We start from the raw sequence: 16424 nt of genomic DNA, 5'->3' as shown, positions 1-16424 counted from the left end.
AGATGGTCGCTGCCTGCGCGGAACCGCCGGGGGCGCCAAAAAAAACGGGACGGCCTGGGCCGTCCCGTCATGCATCCGCCGAATGGCGCGCGCTTACAGCGCGGCGTCCTTCAGCTTCTTGAGCGGACGAACCTTCAGCTTGGTGGTGGCCGGCTTGGCGGCGAACCACTGCTCTTCCTTGGTGAACGGGTTGATGCCCTTGCGCTTCGGCTTGGCCGGCACATTGACGGTGGTGATCTTCAGCAGGCCCGGCAGGGTGAAGGAGCCAGCGCCCTTCTTGTGCACCGAAGAGGCGACAGCGCCTTCCAGCGAGGCCAGCACAGCGCGCACGTCCTTGGCGACAACGCCGGAGGCTTCAGCGATGTGTGCAACCAGGCCGGACTTGGTCAGCACTTCCTTGATCGGCTTCGGAGCGGCCGGCTTGGCGGCAGCCTTCGTCGCGACTTTCTTCACTGCCTTCTTCGGGGCAGCCTTCTTAGCGGTCTTTGCCATGGTTTCCTGTTCCGTGAACGGTTGGTTGTTTGGTCGGCGCCGAACCCCGTCGGCAAGCGCAATGTAGGGCAACTCTCGGGCGCCGCCAATAGCCCGGAGCGCGGAAAGTGCATGTTTTTTCATATCCAGGCCGATTCAGTACATGGCCGGCGGTAGGGGGCAGGGGCACCCGGAGGGGCAGGAAAGCGCCGGCCCTTTCGCCGGGTGGAAGTGCGAAACCGCTGAAAACAAGGGAAAAACGGCATGGCGCGGAGCTGGCGCGAAGCAACCGGAGCACGCGTGCCGGGCACGCTGCAATGCGGCAGAGCGACGCAGGCATAACGTGCGCCATGCGAGGGTGACCGTTCATCACCGCCACACAGGAGCAGCAAATGGGAATCTCGCGACACGCCACCGCGCACTGGGAAGGCGATCTGAAGTCCGGCAAGGGACAGTTGAGCACGCCGCAGAGTGGCCTGCTGGACAAGACCCGCTATGGGTTCAACAGCCGTTTCGGCGAGGAGAAGGGCACCAATCCGGAAGAGCTGATCGCCGCCGCGCACGCCGGCTGCTTCACCATGGCGCTGTCGGCCAAGCTCGGCGAGGCCGGTTTCACTCCGACGTCGCTGGATACCGAGGCGAAGGTGGATCTGTCGATGGAAGGCGGCCCACAGCTTTCGCAGATCCGGCTGAAAGTGAAGGCCGTGGTGCCCGGGATCGATGCGACGCAGTTCCGTGCCATCGCCGACGATGCCAAGCAGAACTGCCCGGTGTCCAAGGCACTGAGCGCGGTGCCCATCAGCCTGGAGGCCGAGCTGGGCTGAGGTCGGTAGCGCCGGGCCATGCCCGGCGTCCCACACCAATCACCAGTCACCAATCAAGGGTGCCGGCGATCACGGTCTGCACCTGACCGCCGGACCACACCTCGCCGGCCTCGTCCACGCGCAGGGTCAGGCGTGCGTCATGCCCGACCTCCCGGCCCTGGCTGACGTCGAATGCCTCGCGGCCCCGCGGCAGGGCGCCGCGCAGGTCCAGCCATGCCGCCAGCACGGCGTTGGCGGCGCCGGAGGCGGCATCCTCGAAGCGGCGCCCGTTGCCGACGAACGCGCGCACGGCCAGATCGAAGCCTTCGTTGCCGTCGGCGAATGCATAGGCGAACACGCCCATGCTGTCGGTGGATTCGGCCAGCGCGGCCACCGCGTCCCAGTCCGGGCGCAGCGCGCGCAGGGCCGATTCATCGGCAACCTGGACCACCCACCAGCTGCGCCCGCCCTGCATGCGTGCTGGCGGCAACCGACCCAGTGGCCAGTCCTTCAGGGCCGCCTGCAGGCGCGGATCGTCCGCCCGCGCGGTTTCGGCCAGCTGCGCGCGCGGGGTGCGGATGGCAATGCGCTGCTGCGCGCCTTCGCCGCTGACCCGCAGCGGCAGCGCACCGGCAATCCCGTCCTGCACCAGCAGGCCATCCACCGCCTCCGCCAGGCCCGCCTGCAGCACGGCATGCGCGGTGCCTACGCTGGGGTGGCCGGCAAACGGGACTTCCTTCTGCGGACTGAACATGCGCAGGCGGTAGCTGGTTCCCGCCGTCTGCGGCGGGAACACGAAGGTTGTCTCGGGCAACCGCGTCCAGCGGGCGATGGCCTGCATGGTGTCGTCGTCGAGTCCGTCGGCATCCAGCACCACGGCCAGCGGATTGCCGGCACCGGCGCGCGGGGAGAACACATCCAGTTGCAGGAAACGGCGTGCGGACATCAGTGACAACTCCAGGAAATGATGGGACGGTGGCGCGGGGCCATGCTCCGCGAGCGCGCAGCGCGGCGAGTCGCCGGGCATGGCCCGGCGCTACCGGCAAGGCGGCATAGGGTAGCGCGGGGCTACCAGTGAATCTGCCCATCGATCACCGGCTGCACCTGGCCGCCGATCCATACGGTGCCCTGCGCATCGACCTGGACCTGAACCTCACCATCGCGGCCCACTTCGCGGCCCTGGCTGGCCACGTAGCCGGCGTCCGTGCCCGGCAGCGCGCTGCGTTGCCGCAGCCAGGCGCCAATCAGCGCATTGGCACTGCCGGTCACCGGATCCTCGGGCACGTTCACCGCATCGCCGGGGCAGAAAGCGCGCACCACGAGCGCGTGAGCGGCAGCCTGTTCCGGTGCGAACACGGCCACGCCGGTGGCGCCGGTGGCATTGGTCCAGTCGCGCACGGCGGCCATGTCCGGCGCCAGGGAGCGCACGCTGGCGGCATCACGCAGGGGCAGCAGCCACCATCGCGGACCGTTGTCCCACAACTGGGCCACATGGCCCTCGGCGGCCTGGGCCAGCAGCGCTTCCGGCACCGCCCCGGGAGCGGTATCCAGGTGCCGTGCTGCGGGGCTGGCGAGCTGGATCGTCGGTGCGGCAGCCGGGCCGGACACGCGCACCGGCAACAGCCCGGCGGCGCACTGCTGAACCAGGGCACCGTCGCGCGGCACGGCCAGGCCGCTGGTCACCGCTGCCCAGGCGGCACCGACACTGGGGTGGCCGGCGAACGGCAGCTCGCTGCCCGGGGTGAAAATGCGTACGTGGTAGTCGGCACCGGCCGCGGTGGGGCGGACGAAGAACACTGTCTCGGACAGGTTCAGCCAGGTGGCCAGCGCCTGCATGCGGTCGCTGGAAAGCCCGTCCGCGTCAAATACGACACCCAGTGGGTTGCCCGTGCCGGGACGGGGAGCAAAGACATCGAGCTGCAGGTAACGATAGGCGGTCATGGCGGGGATATTGGGCTTAGAATCGAAGGTTCCGCCCCCAGGGGCGGCTTCCCCACAATACACATAGCCAATCCATGTCAGCTTCCCCCCTTGTCGATCGTTGGATCGTACTGAAGTTCGGCGGCACCTCGGTGTCGCGTCGCCATCGCTGGGACACGATCGGGAAGCTGGCGAAAAAACGCGCGGAAGAAACCGGCTCGCGCGTGCTGGTGGTGGTTTCGGCACTGTCCGGGGTGACCAACGAGCTGACCGCGATCGCCGACGGCGCGGCGGACAGCCGTGATCGCGTCGCCGCGCTGGTCGAACGCCACGAGGCATTCCTGGTCGAGCTGGGCCTCGGCCGCGAAGTGCTGGCCGAGCGTCTGGCCGCCCTGCAGGGCCTGCTGGACGATCCGCGCGCGGCCACCCGGCCGCTGGACTGGCAGGCCGACGTGCTGGGCCAGGGTGAACTGCTGTCCTCGACCGTGGGCGCTGCATACCTGCGCGCGTCCGGGCTGGACATGGGCTGGATGGATGCCCGGCACTGGCTGGATGCACTGCCGCCGCAGCCGAACCAGAGCGACTGGTCGCAACGCCTGTCGGTGAACTGCCAGTGGCGCTCGGATGCGGACTGGGCGCAGCGCTTCCGTGCGCAGCCGACCCGCCTTCTGATCACCCAGGGCTTCATTTCGCGGCACGCGGACGGTGGCACTGCCATCCTCGGCCGTGGCGGTTCGGACACCTCGGCGGCGTACTTCGGTGCGCTGCTCGGTGCCAGCCGGGTGGAAATCTGGACCGACGTGCCGGGCATGTTCAGCGCCAATCCCAAGGATGTGCCGGACGCGCGCCTGTTGACCCGCCTGGATTACTACGAGGCGCAGGAAATCGCCACCACGGGTGCCAAGGTGCTGCATCCGCGCTCGATCAAGCCGTGCCGCGATGCCGGTGTACCGATGGCGATCCTCGACACCGAGCGCCCCGAGCTTCCAGGTACCAGCATCGACGGCAATGCCGCGCCGGTACCGGGCGTGAAGGCAATCAGTCGTCGCAACGGCATCGTGCTGGTGTCGATGGAAGGCATCGGCATGTGGCAACAGGTCGGCTTCCTGGCCGATGTGTTCGCCCTGTTCAAGAAGCACGGCCTGTCGGTGGACCTGATCGGTTCGGCCGAAACCAATGTCACCGTGTCGCTGGATCCGTCGGAGAACCTGGTCAACACCGATGTGCTGGCCGCGCTGTCGGCCGACCTGTCGCAGGTGTGCAAGGTCAAGGTGATCGTGCCCTGTGCGGCGATCACCCTGGTCGGGCTGGGCATGCGCTCGCTGCTGCACAAGCTGTCGGATGTGTGGGCCACGTTCGGCCGTGAGCGCGTGCACATGATCTCGCAGTCGTCCAACGACCTGAACCTGACCTTCGTCATCGATGAGGCCGATGCCGATGGCCTGCTGCCGATCCTGCATGCGGAACTGATCGACAGCGGCGCCATGCCGGTGGAGGAAACCGAGGTGTTCGGCCCGCGCTGGCGCGAGATCGCCGGCACGGTTCGCCCGCGCGGCACGCCCTGGTGGCGCGGCCAGCGGGCACACCTGCTGCAGCTCGCCGACGCGGGCACCCCGCGCTACGTCTATCACCTACCGACCGTGCGGGCGCGTGCCCGCGCGCTGGCTGCGATCAAGCCGATCGACCAGCGTTACTACGCGATCAAGGCCAACAGCCACCCGGCCATCCTGCAGTTGCTGGAGTCGGAGGGTTTCGGCCTGGAGTGCGTTTCGCATGGCGAGCTGAAGCATGTGTTCCAGCACCTGCCGGAACTTTCGCCCAGGCGTGTGCTGTTCACCCCCAGCTTCTGCCCGCGCAGTGAGTACGAGGCCGCGTTCGCACTGGGCGTGACCGTCACCGTCGACAACGTCGAAGCCCTGCAGCGCTGGCCGGACCTGTTCCGCAACCGCGAGCTGTGGTTGCGCGTGGACCTGGGGCGCGGCGAAGGTCACCACGCCAAGGTCCGCACCGGCGGCAAGGAGTCCAAGTTCGGCCTGCCGATCGCCCGCGTCGATGAGTTCGTCCGTGCCGCCACCGAACTGGGCAGCCGGGTGGTCGGCCTGCACGCCCACCTGGGCAGCGGCGTGGAAACCCCGCAGCATTGGCGCCTGATGTGCGATGAGCTGGCAGGCTTCGCCCGCCGCATCGGCAGCGTGCAGACGATCGACATCGGCGGCGGCCTGCCGATTCCGTACAGCGACGAGGACGAGCCCTTCGATCTGGACGCGTGGGCTGCCGGCCTGGCCGAGGTCAAGGCGCTGCACCCCGCATTCCGCCTGGCCATCGAGCCGGGGCGCTACCTGGTGGCCGAGTCCGGCGTGCTGCTGACCCATGCCACCCAGGTGGTGGAGAAGGACGGCGTGCGCCGCGTCGGCCTGGATGCCGGCATGAATACGCTGATGCGTCCGGCCCTGTACGACGCTTGGCACGACATCGAGAACCTCAGCCGCCAGGGCGGGTACGCCGAGGCGGCATTCGATGTCGTCGGCCCGATCTGCGAGTCCAGCGATGTGTTCGGCAAGCGGCGCAAGCTGCCGGTGTCCACCGCGCCGGACGACGTGATGCTGATTGCTGACGCTGGCGCCTATGGCTACGTGATGTCCAACACCTACAACCAGCGGGCGCTGCCGCGCGAGGATGTGATCGAGTGATCGCCCTGCGCGCGCTGCACCCGCCCACCGACACGCCCCGCGCCACCGCGCGGGTCCGTGCCTGACCGGATACACCATGACTGCTTTCGACAAACACCAGGTCTCCCGTTTCCGCTTCGTCCGCTGCGAATTTGCCGCGGACAGCGGCGTGGCACGGCTGGTCTACGCCTTCGATGATGGCCCCGAGATGGTGGAAACCATCACCGTTCCCGGCGCCCCGTTCGTCCTCGACCCGGCGCGCGCCGCTGCCGTGCAGCGAGCGCTGCAGCTGCTGCACCTGATCGCCGGCGTCAGCTACTACAAGGCCGGCGTGCCGGAGATCGTCAGCATCGACAGCTACGCCATCGATGCCGATACCGCGGCGCTGGTGGAAGCGATCTACCTCAACGGCCTGGGCGAGTTCGCCTACCGCAACGGCCTCAACCTGCGTGGCCGCTTCCGCCTGCCGGTGCAGGGCGAGCCGGTGCAGGCACCGGAGGTGGGCCTGCAGCCGCATGCGCTGGTCGCCATCGGTGGCGGCAAGGATTCGCTGGTCAGCATCGAAGCGCTGCGACGGGCTGGTGTGGACGAGACGGTCACCTGGATCGGCGGTTCGCAGCTGATCCGTGCCTGCGCCGAACGCACCGGCCTGCCGACGCTGAACCTGGGCCGCGCGCTGGCGCCGGAGCTGTTCGAGCTCAACCGCCAAGGGGCGTGGAACGGCCATATCCCGGTGACCGCGGTGAACTCGGCGATCATGGTGCTGGCAGCCCTGCTGCAGGGCGTGGACCAGGTGGTGTTCTCCAACGAACGTTCGGCCAGCTACGGCAGCCAGATTCCGGGCACCGGCGAGGTGAACCACCAGTGGTCCAAGGGCTGGGCGTTCGAGCAGGCCTTCGGCAGCCATGTGCAGGCGCACGTGGCCGCAGACCTGCAGTACTACTCGCTGCTGCGACCGATGTCGGAACTGGCGGTGGCCCGCCAGTTCGCCAAGAGCGACTTCTACGACGCGCATTTCTCCAGCTGCAACCGCAACTTCCATATCCTCGGCGAGCGCCCGGTGAACCGTTGGTGTGGCGTCTGCCCGAAGTGCCATTTCGTGTTTCTGGCGCTGGCCCCGTTCATGCCCAAGACCCGCCTCGTGCGCATCTTCGGTCGCAATCTGCTGGACGATGTCGAGCAGGCCGGTGGCTTCGACGCGCTGCTGGAGTTCCAGGATCACAAGCCGTTCGAGTGCGTGGGCGAAGGTCGTGAATCGCGTGCAGCGATGGCGACCCTGGCGCAGCGACCGGAGTGGAAGGAAGATGCGCTGGTGAAGCGCTTCTGCAACGAGATCCAGCCGCAGCTCGACGCGGCCGAACTGGAGCTGGCGCCGATGCTGCAGCTGCAGGGCGAGCACCGCATTCCGGCTGCGCTGTGGGAACGGGTGCGTGAAGATTTCTCAGTTTGAAGGAAAGCGCGTCGCGCTGTGGGGCTGGGGGCGTGAGGGCCGTGCCGCATTCGCGGTGCTGCGTGCACGCCTGCCGACGTTGCCGCTGAGCCTGTTCTGTCCGGCCGCCGAAGCCGATGCGGCGCGCGCGGAAACGCAGGGGTCACTGGAGGTGCGTGGCGAGCCTTCGGCCGAGGCGCTGGCCGCGTTCGACGTGGTGATCAAGTCACCCGGCATCAGTCCCTACCAGCCGATCGCGGTGGCCGCGGCGGCACGGGGCACGCGTTTCATCGGGGGCACCGCGCTCTGGTTCGCCGAGCATGCCGCTGACGACGGCATCGTCCATGACACCGTGTGCGTGACCGGTACCAAGGGCAAAAGCACCACCAGCGCGCTGGTCGCGCACCTGCTGCGTGCCGCCGGTCATCGCACCGGCCTGGTCGGCAACATCGGCCTGCCGCTGCTGGAGGTGCTGGACCCGCAGCCGGCGCCCGCGTATTGGGCGGTGGAACTGTCCAGTTACCAGACCGGCGAAGTGGCGCGCAGTGGCGCGCGACCGCAGGTGGCGGTGGTGTTGAATCTGTTCCCTGAGCATCTGGACTGGCATGGCAGCGAACAGCGCTATATCGAGGACAAGCTGCAGCTGGTCACCGATGCCGCTCCGTGCATCGCCGTGCTCAATGCCGCCGATCCGCATCTGGCGGAACTGACGCTGCCGCACAGCCAGGTGGTCTGGTTCAACCAGCCGCAGGGTTGGCACATGCGTGGCGACATCGTGCATCGTGGCGAACAGGCGGTGTTCGATACACGCAATACGCCGCTGCCGGGCCGCCACAACCGAGGCAACCTGTGTGCGGTGCTGGCCGCGCTGGAAGCGCTGGGCCTGGACGCGGCGGCGCTGGCGCCGGCCGTGCAGGATTTCCGTCCGCTGCCCAACCGGCTGCAGCGCATCGGCGTGGCCGATGGGCTGACCTACATCAACGATTCGATCAGCACCACGCCGCACGCCAGTCTGGCGGCGCTGGAGTGCTTCAGCGGCCAGCGCATCGCGCTGCTGGTGGGCGGGCATGACCGCGGCCTGGACTGGACCGATTTCATGCAGCACATGGCGCACGATGTGCCGCCGGTGGAGATCGTGACCATGGGCAGCAACGGCCCGCGCATCCACGCGATGCTGCAGCCGCTGGCCGATGCAGGTCGATTCGGGCTGCATGCGGCCGTCGACCTGCCGGAGGCCATGGCGCTGGCACGCACTGCGCTGGGCCAGCAGGGCGGGGTGGTGCTGTTGTCGCCGGGCGCACCAAGTTTTGGGGCCTACCGCGATTACGTTGCGCGCGGACGTCACTTCGCCGAGCTGGCCGGATTCGATCCGGACAGCATCAGCGCGATTCCGGGCCTGGGCATCGCCTGAGGGGGGCGGATCCCTTTCCGCAGGAAAGGGCTCTGACCCCGGCGGGATCCGGGCCGGCAACCCACCGGCAATTTCATCCACGCAGGCGTGGATCTACGCTTCCTCGATGAACGCGTAGTCGCCGTCAATCAACTGCTGCAGATACGCATCGAAGCCGGGCGCGATGACCGCATAGCTGTCCGGGTCGTGCAGGTAGCGCACCACCTGGCCGATCGTGCCGCCCGGGGCCGGGTCGAAATCCAGGTACAGCATCGAGGTGCCGCCGTTGTTCATGCAGTGCGAGAAGCACAGGCGGCGGCTCATCGGTACGTCGGCATCGATGCCGTCGCCGAGAATCTCCGGTTCGTCGTCCAGCCATTCTTCGTAGATCGAGCGGATGCTGTCGTCCCAGTGCCGCTGATCCTCGAAGATCTGTGCGACCGAGCGCAGGTAGTAGGGGTATCCGCCGCCTTCCACGTCCGAGCCGAGCATCAGCACGCAGACCTCGCCCTCGGGATACCGGCGGAAATGCGTGCCATCCACGCGCGACAGCAGCGCAACCAGACTGTCAGGTACCCGCGGCCACTGCGCACGCAGGCGTTGCAGGTCTCCGGCGCTGGCGCCCTGGACATGCGCCCATTGCGCAGCATCGTCGGCGGGCAGGCGCGGCATCAGGCCGGACAGGAATTGATCGACAAGGTTCATTCGCAAACAGGGGCTGGGCGGAATCAGGGCGTATCCAACCACACCTGCGTCACGCCGCCAATGCAGAATGCGGACGGGAGGGGGACATCAGGCGACCCCTCTGTTTTCTTTTCTCTGGAGCAGGCGCATGAATGCATGGCGTTGGGGTGTGGCGATGGTCCTGGGTCTGGCGGCGCTGCCGGCGTGGGCGGCGATGAAGACCCAGCCGGTGGAGTGGACGCACCAGGGCACGACCTTCAGCGGGGTGCTGGTCTATGACGACGGGGACAGTGACAAGCGCCCCGGACTGGTGATGGTGCCGAACTGGAAGGGTGTGAACGAATCGGCGGTCGAGAAGGCCAAGCAGCTGGCCGGCGATGATTACGTGGTGCTGGTGGCCGATGTCTATGGCAAGGGTGTGCGGCCGAAGACCGATGCCGAGGCAGGGCCGGTCGCCACCGCGTTGCGCAACGACCGGCCGCTGCTGCGTGCGCGTGCGCTGGAGGCGGTGAATGTGCTCAAGGCACAGGCCGGCAAGGTGCCGCTGGATGCCAGCCGCATCGGTGCGGTCGGCTTCTGCTTCGGCGGTACCACCGTTCTGGAGCTGGCCCGCGCGGGCGCGCCGCTGGCCGGCGTGGTCAGCCTGCATGGTGGGCTGGGCTCGCCGCTGCCGGCGCAGGCCGGTGGAGCGCATCCCTCGGTGCTGGTACTCAATGGTGCCGATGACAGGAGCGTGACCGCGGCCGACATCGCCAGCTTCCAGAACGAGATGAATGCCGCCAAGGTCGACTGGGAATTCACCAACTACAGCGGCGCCGTGCATTGCTTTGCCGAGCGTGATGCCAACAATCCGCCGGGGTGCCAGTACAACGAACGGGCGGCGAAGCGCGCGTGGAAGGCACTGGATGAGTTCTTCGAGGAGCGCTTCGAGAAGCGCTGAGGCACCGGGTTCGCCCGGGGGGGGGCCCGGCCCGCCCCACCCCCCCCCCCCCCGCCCCGCGGGGCGCGCCCCCCGCGGGCCGGGGGGCCCGCCCCCGGGCGAGCGCGGTCAATGCGTGCGCTGCACCGCGTAGCGGGCCAGTCCACGCAGAGCGGCGACGGCATCATTGTCGCCCAGCCCGTCGAGCGCACGCTCGGCGCGCTCTGCGTATTCCTCGGCCCGGCGGCGACTGTAGTCCAGGCCGCCGGTGGCGTGGATCGCGGCCAGCACTTCCGGCATTGCCGACGCATCGCCTTCCTGCACGATGGTGCGCAGGCGCTCGCGGGTGGCGTCGTCGGAGCGGGCCATGGCATGGATCAGCGGCAGCGTTGCCTTGCCTTCGGCGAGGTCGTCGCCCAGATTCTTGCCCAGCTCCTCGGCGTTGGCCGAGTAATCCAGCACGTCATCGGCGATCTGGAAGGCGTAGCCCAGATGCATGCCGTAGTCGTACAGCGCCTGCTGGGTGGCTTCGTCCACGCCGCTGGCCAGCGCGCCCAGGCGGGTGCCGGCAGCGAACAGCACGGCGGTCTTGCGCTCGATCACGCGCAGGTAGGCCGCTTCGTCGGTATCCGGGTTATGCACGTGCAGCAGCTGCAGCACTTCGCCTTCGGCGATGCGATTGGTGGTGTCGGCCAGGATCTGCATCACCGGCATGCGGTCCAGCTCGACCATCAGCTGGAAACTGCGCGAGTACAGGAAGTCGCCAACCAGCACGCTCGGTGCGTTGCCCCACAGGGCATTGGCGGTGCTGCGGCCGCGCCGCAGGCTGGATTCGTCCACTACGTCATCGTGCAGCAGGGTGGAGGTGTGGATGAACTCGATGATCGCCGCCAGCTGGTGGTGCTCGGGGCCGGCATGGCCGACCGCATGACCGGCCAGCATCACCAGCATCGGCCGCAGGCGCTTGCCGCCGGCGGAAATGATGTGGTCCGCGATCTGGTTGATCAGCACGACGTCCGAGGACAGCCGGCGCCGGATCAGGGCGTCGACGGCGGCCATGTCGGCCGCAGCAAGCGACTGGATCTGGGGCAGGCCCAGGGCGGGGCGGGTGTCTTCGGTGATGGTCATGCGATCAGGCTTTCAGGCTCGTCGATGATTATAGGCGCTGCCCGTGAATTCGGGCGCAAACCGGCCTGCGGGTCTGATCGCCCCGGCCGTCCGTGACTGCCTGGCGTGAATACGTATGCAGGTGGCGCCATCCCCGGGGAGGCACCGCTAAGCTTGCGGGACTTGGTTTTCGGCCCGCTTCCGGCGGGTCCCGCATGCCCGGAGGGGGGCTGTCGATGTCGCACTATCCATGGTGGCGCGGAGCCGTCATCTACCAGATCTATCCGCGCAGTTTCCTTGACGCCAACGGCGACGGGGTCGGTGACCTGCCAGGGATCATCCAGCGCCTAGACCACATCGCCACGCTGGGTGTGGATGCCATCTGGATCTCGCCGTTCTTCAAGTCGCCGATGGCCGACTTCGGCTATGACATCGCCGATTACCGCGACGTCGACCCGCTGTTCGGCAGCCTGGAGGACTTCGACCGCCTGCTGGCCAAGGCCCACGGCCTGGGGCTGAAGGTGATGATCGACCAGGTCCTCAGCCATACCTCGATCGAGCACGCGTGGTTCCGCGAGAGCCGCCAGGATCGCAGCAATCCGAAGGCCGACTGGTACGTCTGGGCCGACCCGCGTGAGGACGGCACGCCGCCCAACAACTGGCTGTCGCTGTTCGGCGGCTGCGCCTGGCAGTGGGAACCGCGCCGCGAACAGTACTATCTGCACAATTTCCTGGTCGACCAGCCGGACCTGAACTTCCACAACCCGCAGGTGCAGCAGGCCACGCTGGACAACGTGCGGTTCTGGCTGGACCGTGGCGTGGATGGCTTCCGCCTGGATGCGATCAACTTCTGCTTCCATGACGCGCAGCTGCGCGACAACCCGGCCAAGCCCGCTGACAAGCGCGTTGGCCGCGGCTTCAGCCCGGACAACCCGTACGCATACCAGTACCACTACTTCAACAACACGCAGCCGGAGAACCTGCCGTTCCTGGAGCGGCTGCGCGCGCTGCTCGACCAGTACCCCGGTGCGGTCAGCCTGGGCGAGATCTCCTCGGAGGATTCGCTGGCCACCACCGCCGAGTACACCCGCGTTGGCCGCCTGCACATGGGTTACAGCTTTGAACTGCTGGTGGACGACTACAGCGCGGCCTACATCCGCGAGACTGTCTCGCGCCTGGAAGCCGCGATGACTGAAGGCTGGCCGTGCTGGGCGGTGTCCAACCACGATGTGGAGCGCGCGGTCACCCGCTGGGGCGGCCATCCGGCCGATCCGCGCCTGGCGCGCATGCTGGTGGCGCTGCTGAGTTGCCTGCGCGGCTCGGTCTGCCTGTACCAGGGCGAGGAACTGGGCCTGGCCGAGGCCGAGGTGCCGTTCGAGGCGCTGCAGGATCCCTACGGCATCACCTTCTGGCCGAACTTCAAGGGCCGCGATGGCTGCCGCACTCCGATGCCGTGGACGGATGCGCCACTGGCCGGTTTCACTACCGGTCAGCCGTGGTTGCCGATTCCGGCCGGGCACCGGGCAGCGGCCGTCGCGGTGCAGGACGCTGACCCGCAGTCGGTGCTGGCGGCCTTCCGGGCATTCCTGGGCTGGCGTCGCCATCAGCCCGTCCTGCAGCATGGCAGCATCCGGTTCCTTGACAGCAGTGAGCCCGTGCTGCTGTTCGAGCGTATGCTTGCAGATGAAACCCTCCTGCTGGCCTTCAACCTGTCGGGCGAGGCGGTGACCCATCCGCTGCCGGCCGGCCGTTGGCAGCAGATGGATGTGCCGGGCCCGGATGCGGGCACGGTGCAGGGTGGCGAACTCCAGCTGCCGCCGCGTGCGGTGTTCTGCGCACGACGCAGCTGATCGATTTCTCCGGTGGCGGTACTTGCGGGGACGGGGCCGAAGCGCCCCGTCCCTTTTTTATGGGCCGTGCCGTGGCTGGCGGACCCCGCCCAAAAGAAAACCCGCTGCTTAGGCGCAGCGGGTTTCCGGTCATGCCTGCGGTCCTCGCCGCCGGGCATGGCCTGGCGCTACCGATGGAGCGGTTGCCGGGCAGCGTCGGGCATTCGATGGGCGGTTGCCGGCCCGGGGCCGGCATTGCCCGGTGAGGGTCAGAACTTGTAGTTCACGCCCAGCACGTAGGTGCGGCCCCACTCGATGTATTCCAGCGGGCGATCCTTGGTGCCGGCGTAGGTGCGGTACGGCTCGTTGGTCAGGTTGCTTCCCTGCAGCAGCAGGGTCAGCCCGCGCAGGGCGCTGCTGTCGCTGAAGGTGTAGCTGATCTGCGCATCGGTCACGTTCTCGCCCACCACATAACGCAGGGTGCGATTGCCGTTGAAGTTGCCGATCTCACCGATGAAGTCCGAACGACGGCGCTGGCTCACGCGGGCCTCGAAACCATTGCGCTCGAAGTACGCGGTGAAGTTGTACACACGCTTGGACAGGCCCGGGAGGCTGATTGGATCGGTACCCACGCTGGAGGCGCTTTCCGGGTCGAGGATCTTGATGTCGCTGTCGTTGAACGTGGCACTGGCCTGCACGCCGAAGCCGCGCAGGCTGTCGGTGAGCATCTCCAGCGGGAACGAACCGGTCAGCTCGAGGCCGCGCAGGGTACCGCCCTCACCGTTCACCGGCGTGGAGAAGGTGCCGGTCGGCAGCACGGGCACCACCATGCCCGGCGGCGGCACGTAGTTGCCGAGCAGCCCGCTGAAGTCGTAGTTGTCCACCGACTGCGTGTAGACGTAGCTCTTCAGGTCCTTGTAGAAGATCGCCGCAGCGACGTAGGCCTTCTCGCCGAAGTACTTCTCATAGGACAGATCCAGCGCGGTGGCGCGCCACGGGTCCAGCCGCGGATTGCCGCCGCTGCCGCCGGGGCGACCGGTGGAGGTATCCACGCCGAACTCCAGGCCGGCGCGCATCTGGTCCACGCGTGGGCGCGCGACCTGCTTGGCTGCCGCGAAGCGCAGGGTCTGTTCGTGCGGGAACATGAAGGCCAGATTCAGGCTCGGCAGCCAGTCGTTGTACTTGCGGCCGTCGGAGTAGGGCTGCACGTTGCTGCCGGCGGGCTGCGACGCGTCCCAGTAGCGGGAGTCCGAACTCTGATCGGTGCGCTGCATCTGCACGCCGATGTTGCCGCGCACGCCGACCACGCCGATGTCGGTGTTGATGTTCAGGCGCGCCCAGGCGGTGGTGATCTTCTCCTGCACCGTCCACGACTTGGGAATCAGGTAGTCCAGGTTGTCGACCGGATCGAAGGTCATGTAGCGGGCGACCGCCGCCGGCACGTTCCAGGCCGGGATGGTACCGAGGCCGGCAAAGCCCAGGTTCACCGGGTCGTACTGCAGGTCCGCCGCGATGTTGGCATCGCCCTGGGCACCGAGCAGGATGTTGCCCTCGGACTGGGTCTTGACCTTGCGGCGATCGGCATAGTTCACGCCGATGTCCAGGTCCGGTGCCCACGACGCCATCGCTTCGGGCAGGGCGATGGTCGCCGCCAGCTTGCCGCCCTTCAGGCGATCTTCCACCTTCGGCACCTTGCCGTAGCCGGACCCATAGATGGTGTTGGTCAGGAACAGGGCATCGGGATTGGAGTAGTTCAGCCCCGGGCTGATCTGCGAGAAGCCGTTCTGGCGGATCTGCACGCCGACCGTATCCAGCTGCGGCATGGGCGTGAGCTGCAGATTGTTCTCCAGGTTCAGCTCGTCACGCGTGGCCTTGGAGTAGTTCAGGTCGGCGACCAGCTTGACGCTGCCGAAGTTGAATTCGTTGTTCCAGCCGAACGCGTCGATCTTGTCCTTGCGCTTGTTGTACATGCCGCGCACCAGCGGGTACACGCCGCTGGCGGTACCGCCGGTGAAGGTGCCGTCGGCGTTGATCTGCGGATTGCTGATCAGCAGGCCCGGCAGGTAATTGCCGTTGTAGTTGCTGAGGTTCAGTTCGAACTGGTTGGCGGTGTCGATCTGCTCGGCTTCGGTGTGGAACGCATCGAAGGTGCTGCTCCAGCTGTTGTTGGGCCGGAACTGGATCGTGGCCATCACGCCATCGCGCTTGTTGTTGCCGGTACGGCGCAGCGCCTTGATGCCGTCGGAGAAATAGGTGCCTGCAGCAACGCCGGGACGTTTTCCGTCCGTGGTGTACTGGGTGGTCCACGGCTCGTACAGGCCGACCTGGTTTTCCTGGATCGGGTTGTCGCTGTGCGCGTAACCGATGGCGATGCCCAGGGTCTTGTCGAAGAACTGGTCGATGTAGCTGGCGCTGAAGCGGTTGCCGAACTCATCGACGTTGGCCGCATCGCCGAGCGAGCTCTTCTGCAGGCGCCCGCTGACGGCGATCACCCGGTCGGGGAAGCTGAGCGGACGGGCGGTCTGCATGTCGATGGTGCCCGACAGGCCCTGGCCGACCAGTGCCGCATCGGGCGTCTTGTACACCGTCACGCCGTTGACCAGCTCGGATGGATACTGGTCGAACTCGACGCCACGGTTGTCGCCGGTGCTGACGACCTCACGGCCGTTGAGCAGGGTGGTGGCGAAGTCCGGGGACAGGCCGCGCACGCTGATCACCTGTGCACGCCCGGCGACGCGCTGCGCGGCCAGGCCGGGCAGGCGCGAGATGGATTCGGCAATGCTGACGTCGGGCAGCTTGCCGATGTCCTCGGCGGAGATCGCTTCCACCACCGAGGTGGCGTCCTGCTTGATCGCGATCGCGTTCTCGATGCCGCGGCGGATACCGGTGACCTGCACCGTATCCAGGTTGGTGGCGGCGGTGCCGGCCGGCGTGGTGGTGCTCTGCGTGGTCTGTGCCGCCGCCAGTGACGGCGCCAGGACAACGGCCAGCGCGATGCTCAGCGCGCTGCGCTTGTGGTTCAACATTTTCCCCTCCCAGGCAATGTTGTTGTTCATTTCGAGGTCGTTCCGGCAACGCCGTGAACGTGCGACGCGGTGGCCGCTGTCGTCGCCGCTATGGTAGGCAGCGGGTTCTCCGCGGGAATCACCCTGCATACGTATTCAATGACGTTTGCAGGGTTGTAATCGCTTTCAGATCCCCGC

General features: G+C 67.4%; 12 protein-coding genes. 6 read left to right on the top strand and 6 right to left on the bottom strand.

What is annotated here, in order from left to right; genetic code table 11:
- Positions 1-93: 93 nt before the first annotated feature.
- Positions 94-492: an HU family DNA-binding protein gene (locus ACVOMM_RS00325; RefSeq protein ID WP_053516661.1), complete on the bottom strand. Its 399-nt coding sequence runs from the start codon at positions 490-492 to the stop codon at positions 94-96.
- A 371-nt stretch (positions 493-863) separates the two neighbouring features.
- Here ACVOMM_RS00325 and ACVOMM_RS00320 point away from each other — a divergent pair, with 371 nt between their 5' ends.
- Positions 864-1295 carry an OsmC family protein gene (locus ACVOMM_RS00320; protein WP_053516662.1) on the top strand — a complete coding sequence of 144 codons (432 nt, stop codon included), beginning with the start codon at positions 864-866 and terminating at the stop codon, positions 1293-1295.
- A 46-nt stretch (positions 1296-1341) separates the two neighbouring features.
- Here the strand turns inward: ACVOMM_RS00320 and ACVOMM_RS00315 are convergent, their stop codons facing one another.
- On the bottom strand, positions 1342-2220 hold the full coding sequence (locus ACVOMM_RS00315; protein WP_180875394.1) for a PhzF family phenazine biosynthesis protein: 879 nt from the start codon (positions 2218-2220) through the stop codon (positions 1342-1344).
- A 122-nt stretch (positions 2221-2342) separates the two neighbouring features.
- The gene (locus tag ACVOMM_RS00310; RefSeq protein WP_180875395.1) at positions 2343-3215 is read right to left on the bottom strand and encodes a PhzF family phenazine biosynthesis protein; all 873 of its coding nucleotides are present in this window, start codon (positions 3213-3215) and stop codon (positions 2343-2345) included.
- Between the two features lie 74 nt (positions 3216-3289).
- Between ACVOMM_RS00310 and ACVOMM_RS00305 the strand changes: the two genes are divergently transcribed.
- From ACVOMM_RS00305 to murD, 3 genes are all read left to right on the top strand, one after another.
- Positions 3290-5884, top strand: a complete 2595-nt coding sequence (locus ACVOMM_RS00305) for a bifunctional aspartate kinase/diaminopimelate decarboxylase (RefSeq protein WP_053516666.1) — start codon at positions 3290-3292, stop codon at positions 5882-5884.
- 76 nt (positions 5885-5960) lie between these two features.
- Positions 5961-7313 (top strand): UDP-N-acetyl-alpha-D-muramoyl-L-alanyl-L-glutamate epimerase, encoded by a 1353-nt coding sequence (gene murL / locus ACVOMM_RS00300; protein WP_481525736.1) that lies wholly within the window; start codon positions 5961-5963, stop codon positions 7311-7313.
- The gene (gene murD, locus ACVOMM_RS00295; protein WP_481525735.1) at positions 7294-8703 is read left to right on the top strand and encodes a UDP-N-acetylmuramoyl-L-alanine--D-glutamate ligase; all 1410 of its coding nucleotides are present in this window, start codon (positions 7294-7296) and stop codon (positions 8701-8703) included. The genes murL and murD overlap by 20 nt, the downstream gene beginning before the upstream one ends.
- Positions 8704-8796: 93 nt before the next feature.
- Here the strand turns inward: murD and ACVOMM_RS00290 are convergent, their stop codons facing one another.
- On the bottom strand, positions 8797-9387 hold the full coding sequence (locus ACVOMM_RS00290; RefSeq protein WP_481525734.1) for an SMI1/KNR4 family protein: 591 nt from the start codon (positions 9385-9387) through the stop codon (positions 8797-8799).
- 127 nt (positions 9388-9514) lie between these two features.
- On the opposite strand from ACVOMM_RS00290, the gene ACVOMM_RS00285 reads away from it, so the two are divergent.
- A complete protein-coding gene (locus ACVOMM_RS00285) occupies positions 9515-10306 on the top strand; it encodes a dienelactone hydrolase family protein (RefSeq protein ID WP_065174562.1) in 792 nt (263 codons plus the stop codon).
- A 108-nt stretch (positions 10307-10414) separates the two neighbouring features.
- On the opposite strand, the gene ACVOMM_RS00280 is transcribed toward ACVOMM_RS00285, so the two are convergent.
- Positions 10415-11413 carry a polyprenyl synthetase family protein gene (locus ACVOMM_RS00280; RefSeq protein WP_180875398.1) on the bottom strand — a complete coding sequence of 333 codons (999 nt, stop codon included), beginning with the start codon at positions 11411-11413 and terminating at the stop codon, positions 10415-10417.
- 215 nt (positions 11414-11628) lie between these two features.
- Between ACVOMM_RS00280 and ACVOMM_RS00275 the strand changes: the two genes are divergently transcribed.
- A complete protein-coding gene (locus ACVOMM_RS00275) occupies positions 11629-13242 on the top strand; it encodes an alpha-glucosidase family protein (protein ID WP_481525733.1) in 1614 nt (537 codons plus the stop codon).
- A gap of 248 nt (positions 13243-13490) precedes the next feature.
- Here ACVOMM_RS00275 and ACVOMM_RS00270 read toward each other — a convergent pair whose 3' ends face one another.
- Positions 13491-16247 (bottom strand): TonB-dependent receptor, encoded by a 2757-nt coding sequence (locus ACVOMM_RS00270; protein ID WP_065174735.1) that lies wholly within the window; start codon positions 16245-16247, stop codon positions 13491-13493.
- Positions 16248-16424 lie beyond the last annotated feature (177 nt).

The sequence above is a fragment of the Stenotrophomonas sp. STEN009 genome, from assembly GCF_056760395.1.
This window is presented reverse-complemented; position numbering and strand designations above follow the sequence as displayed.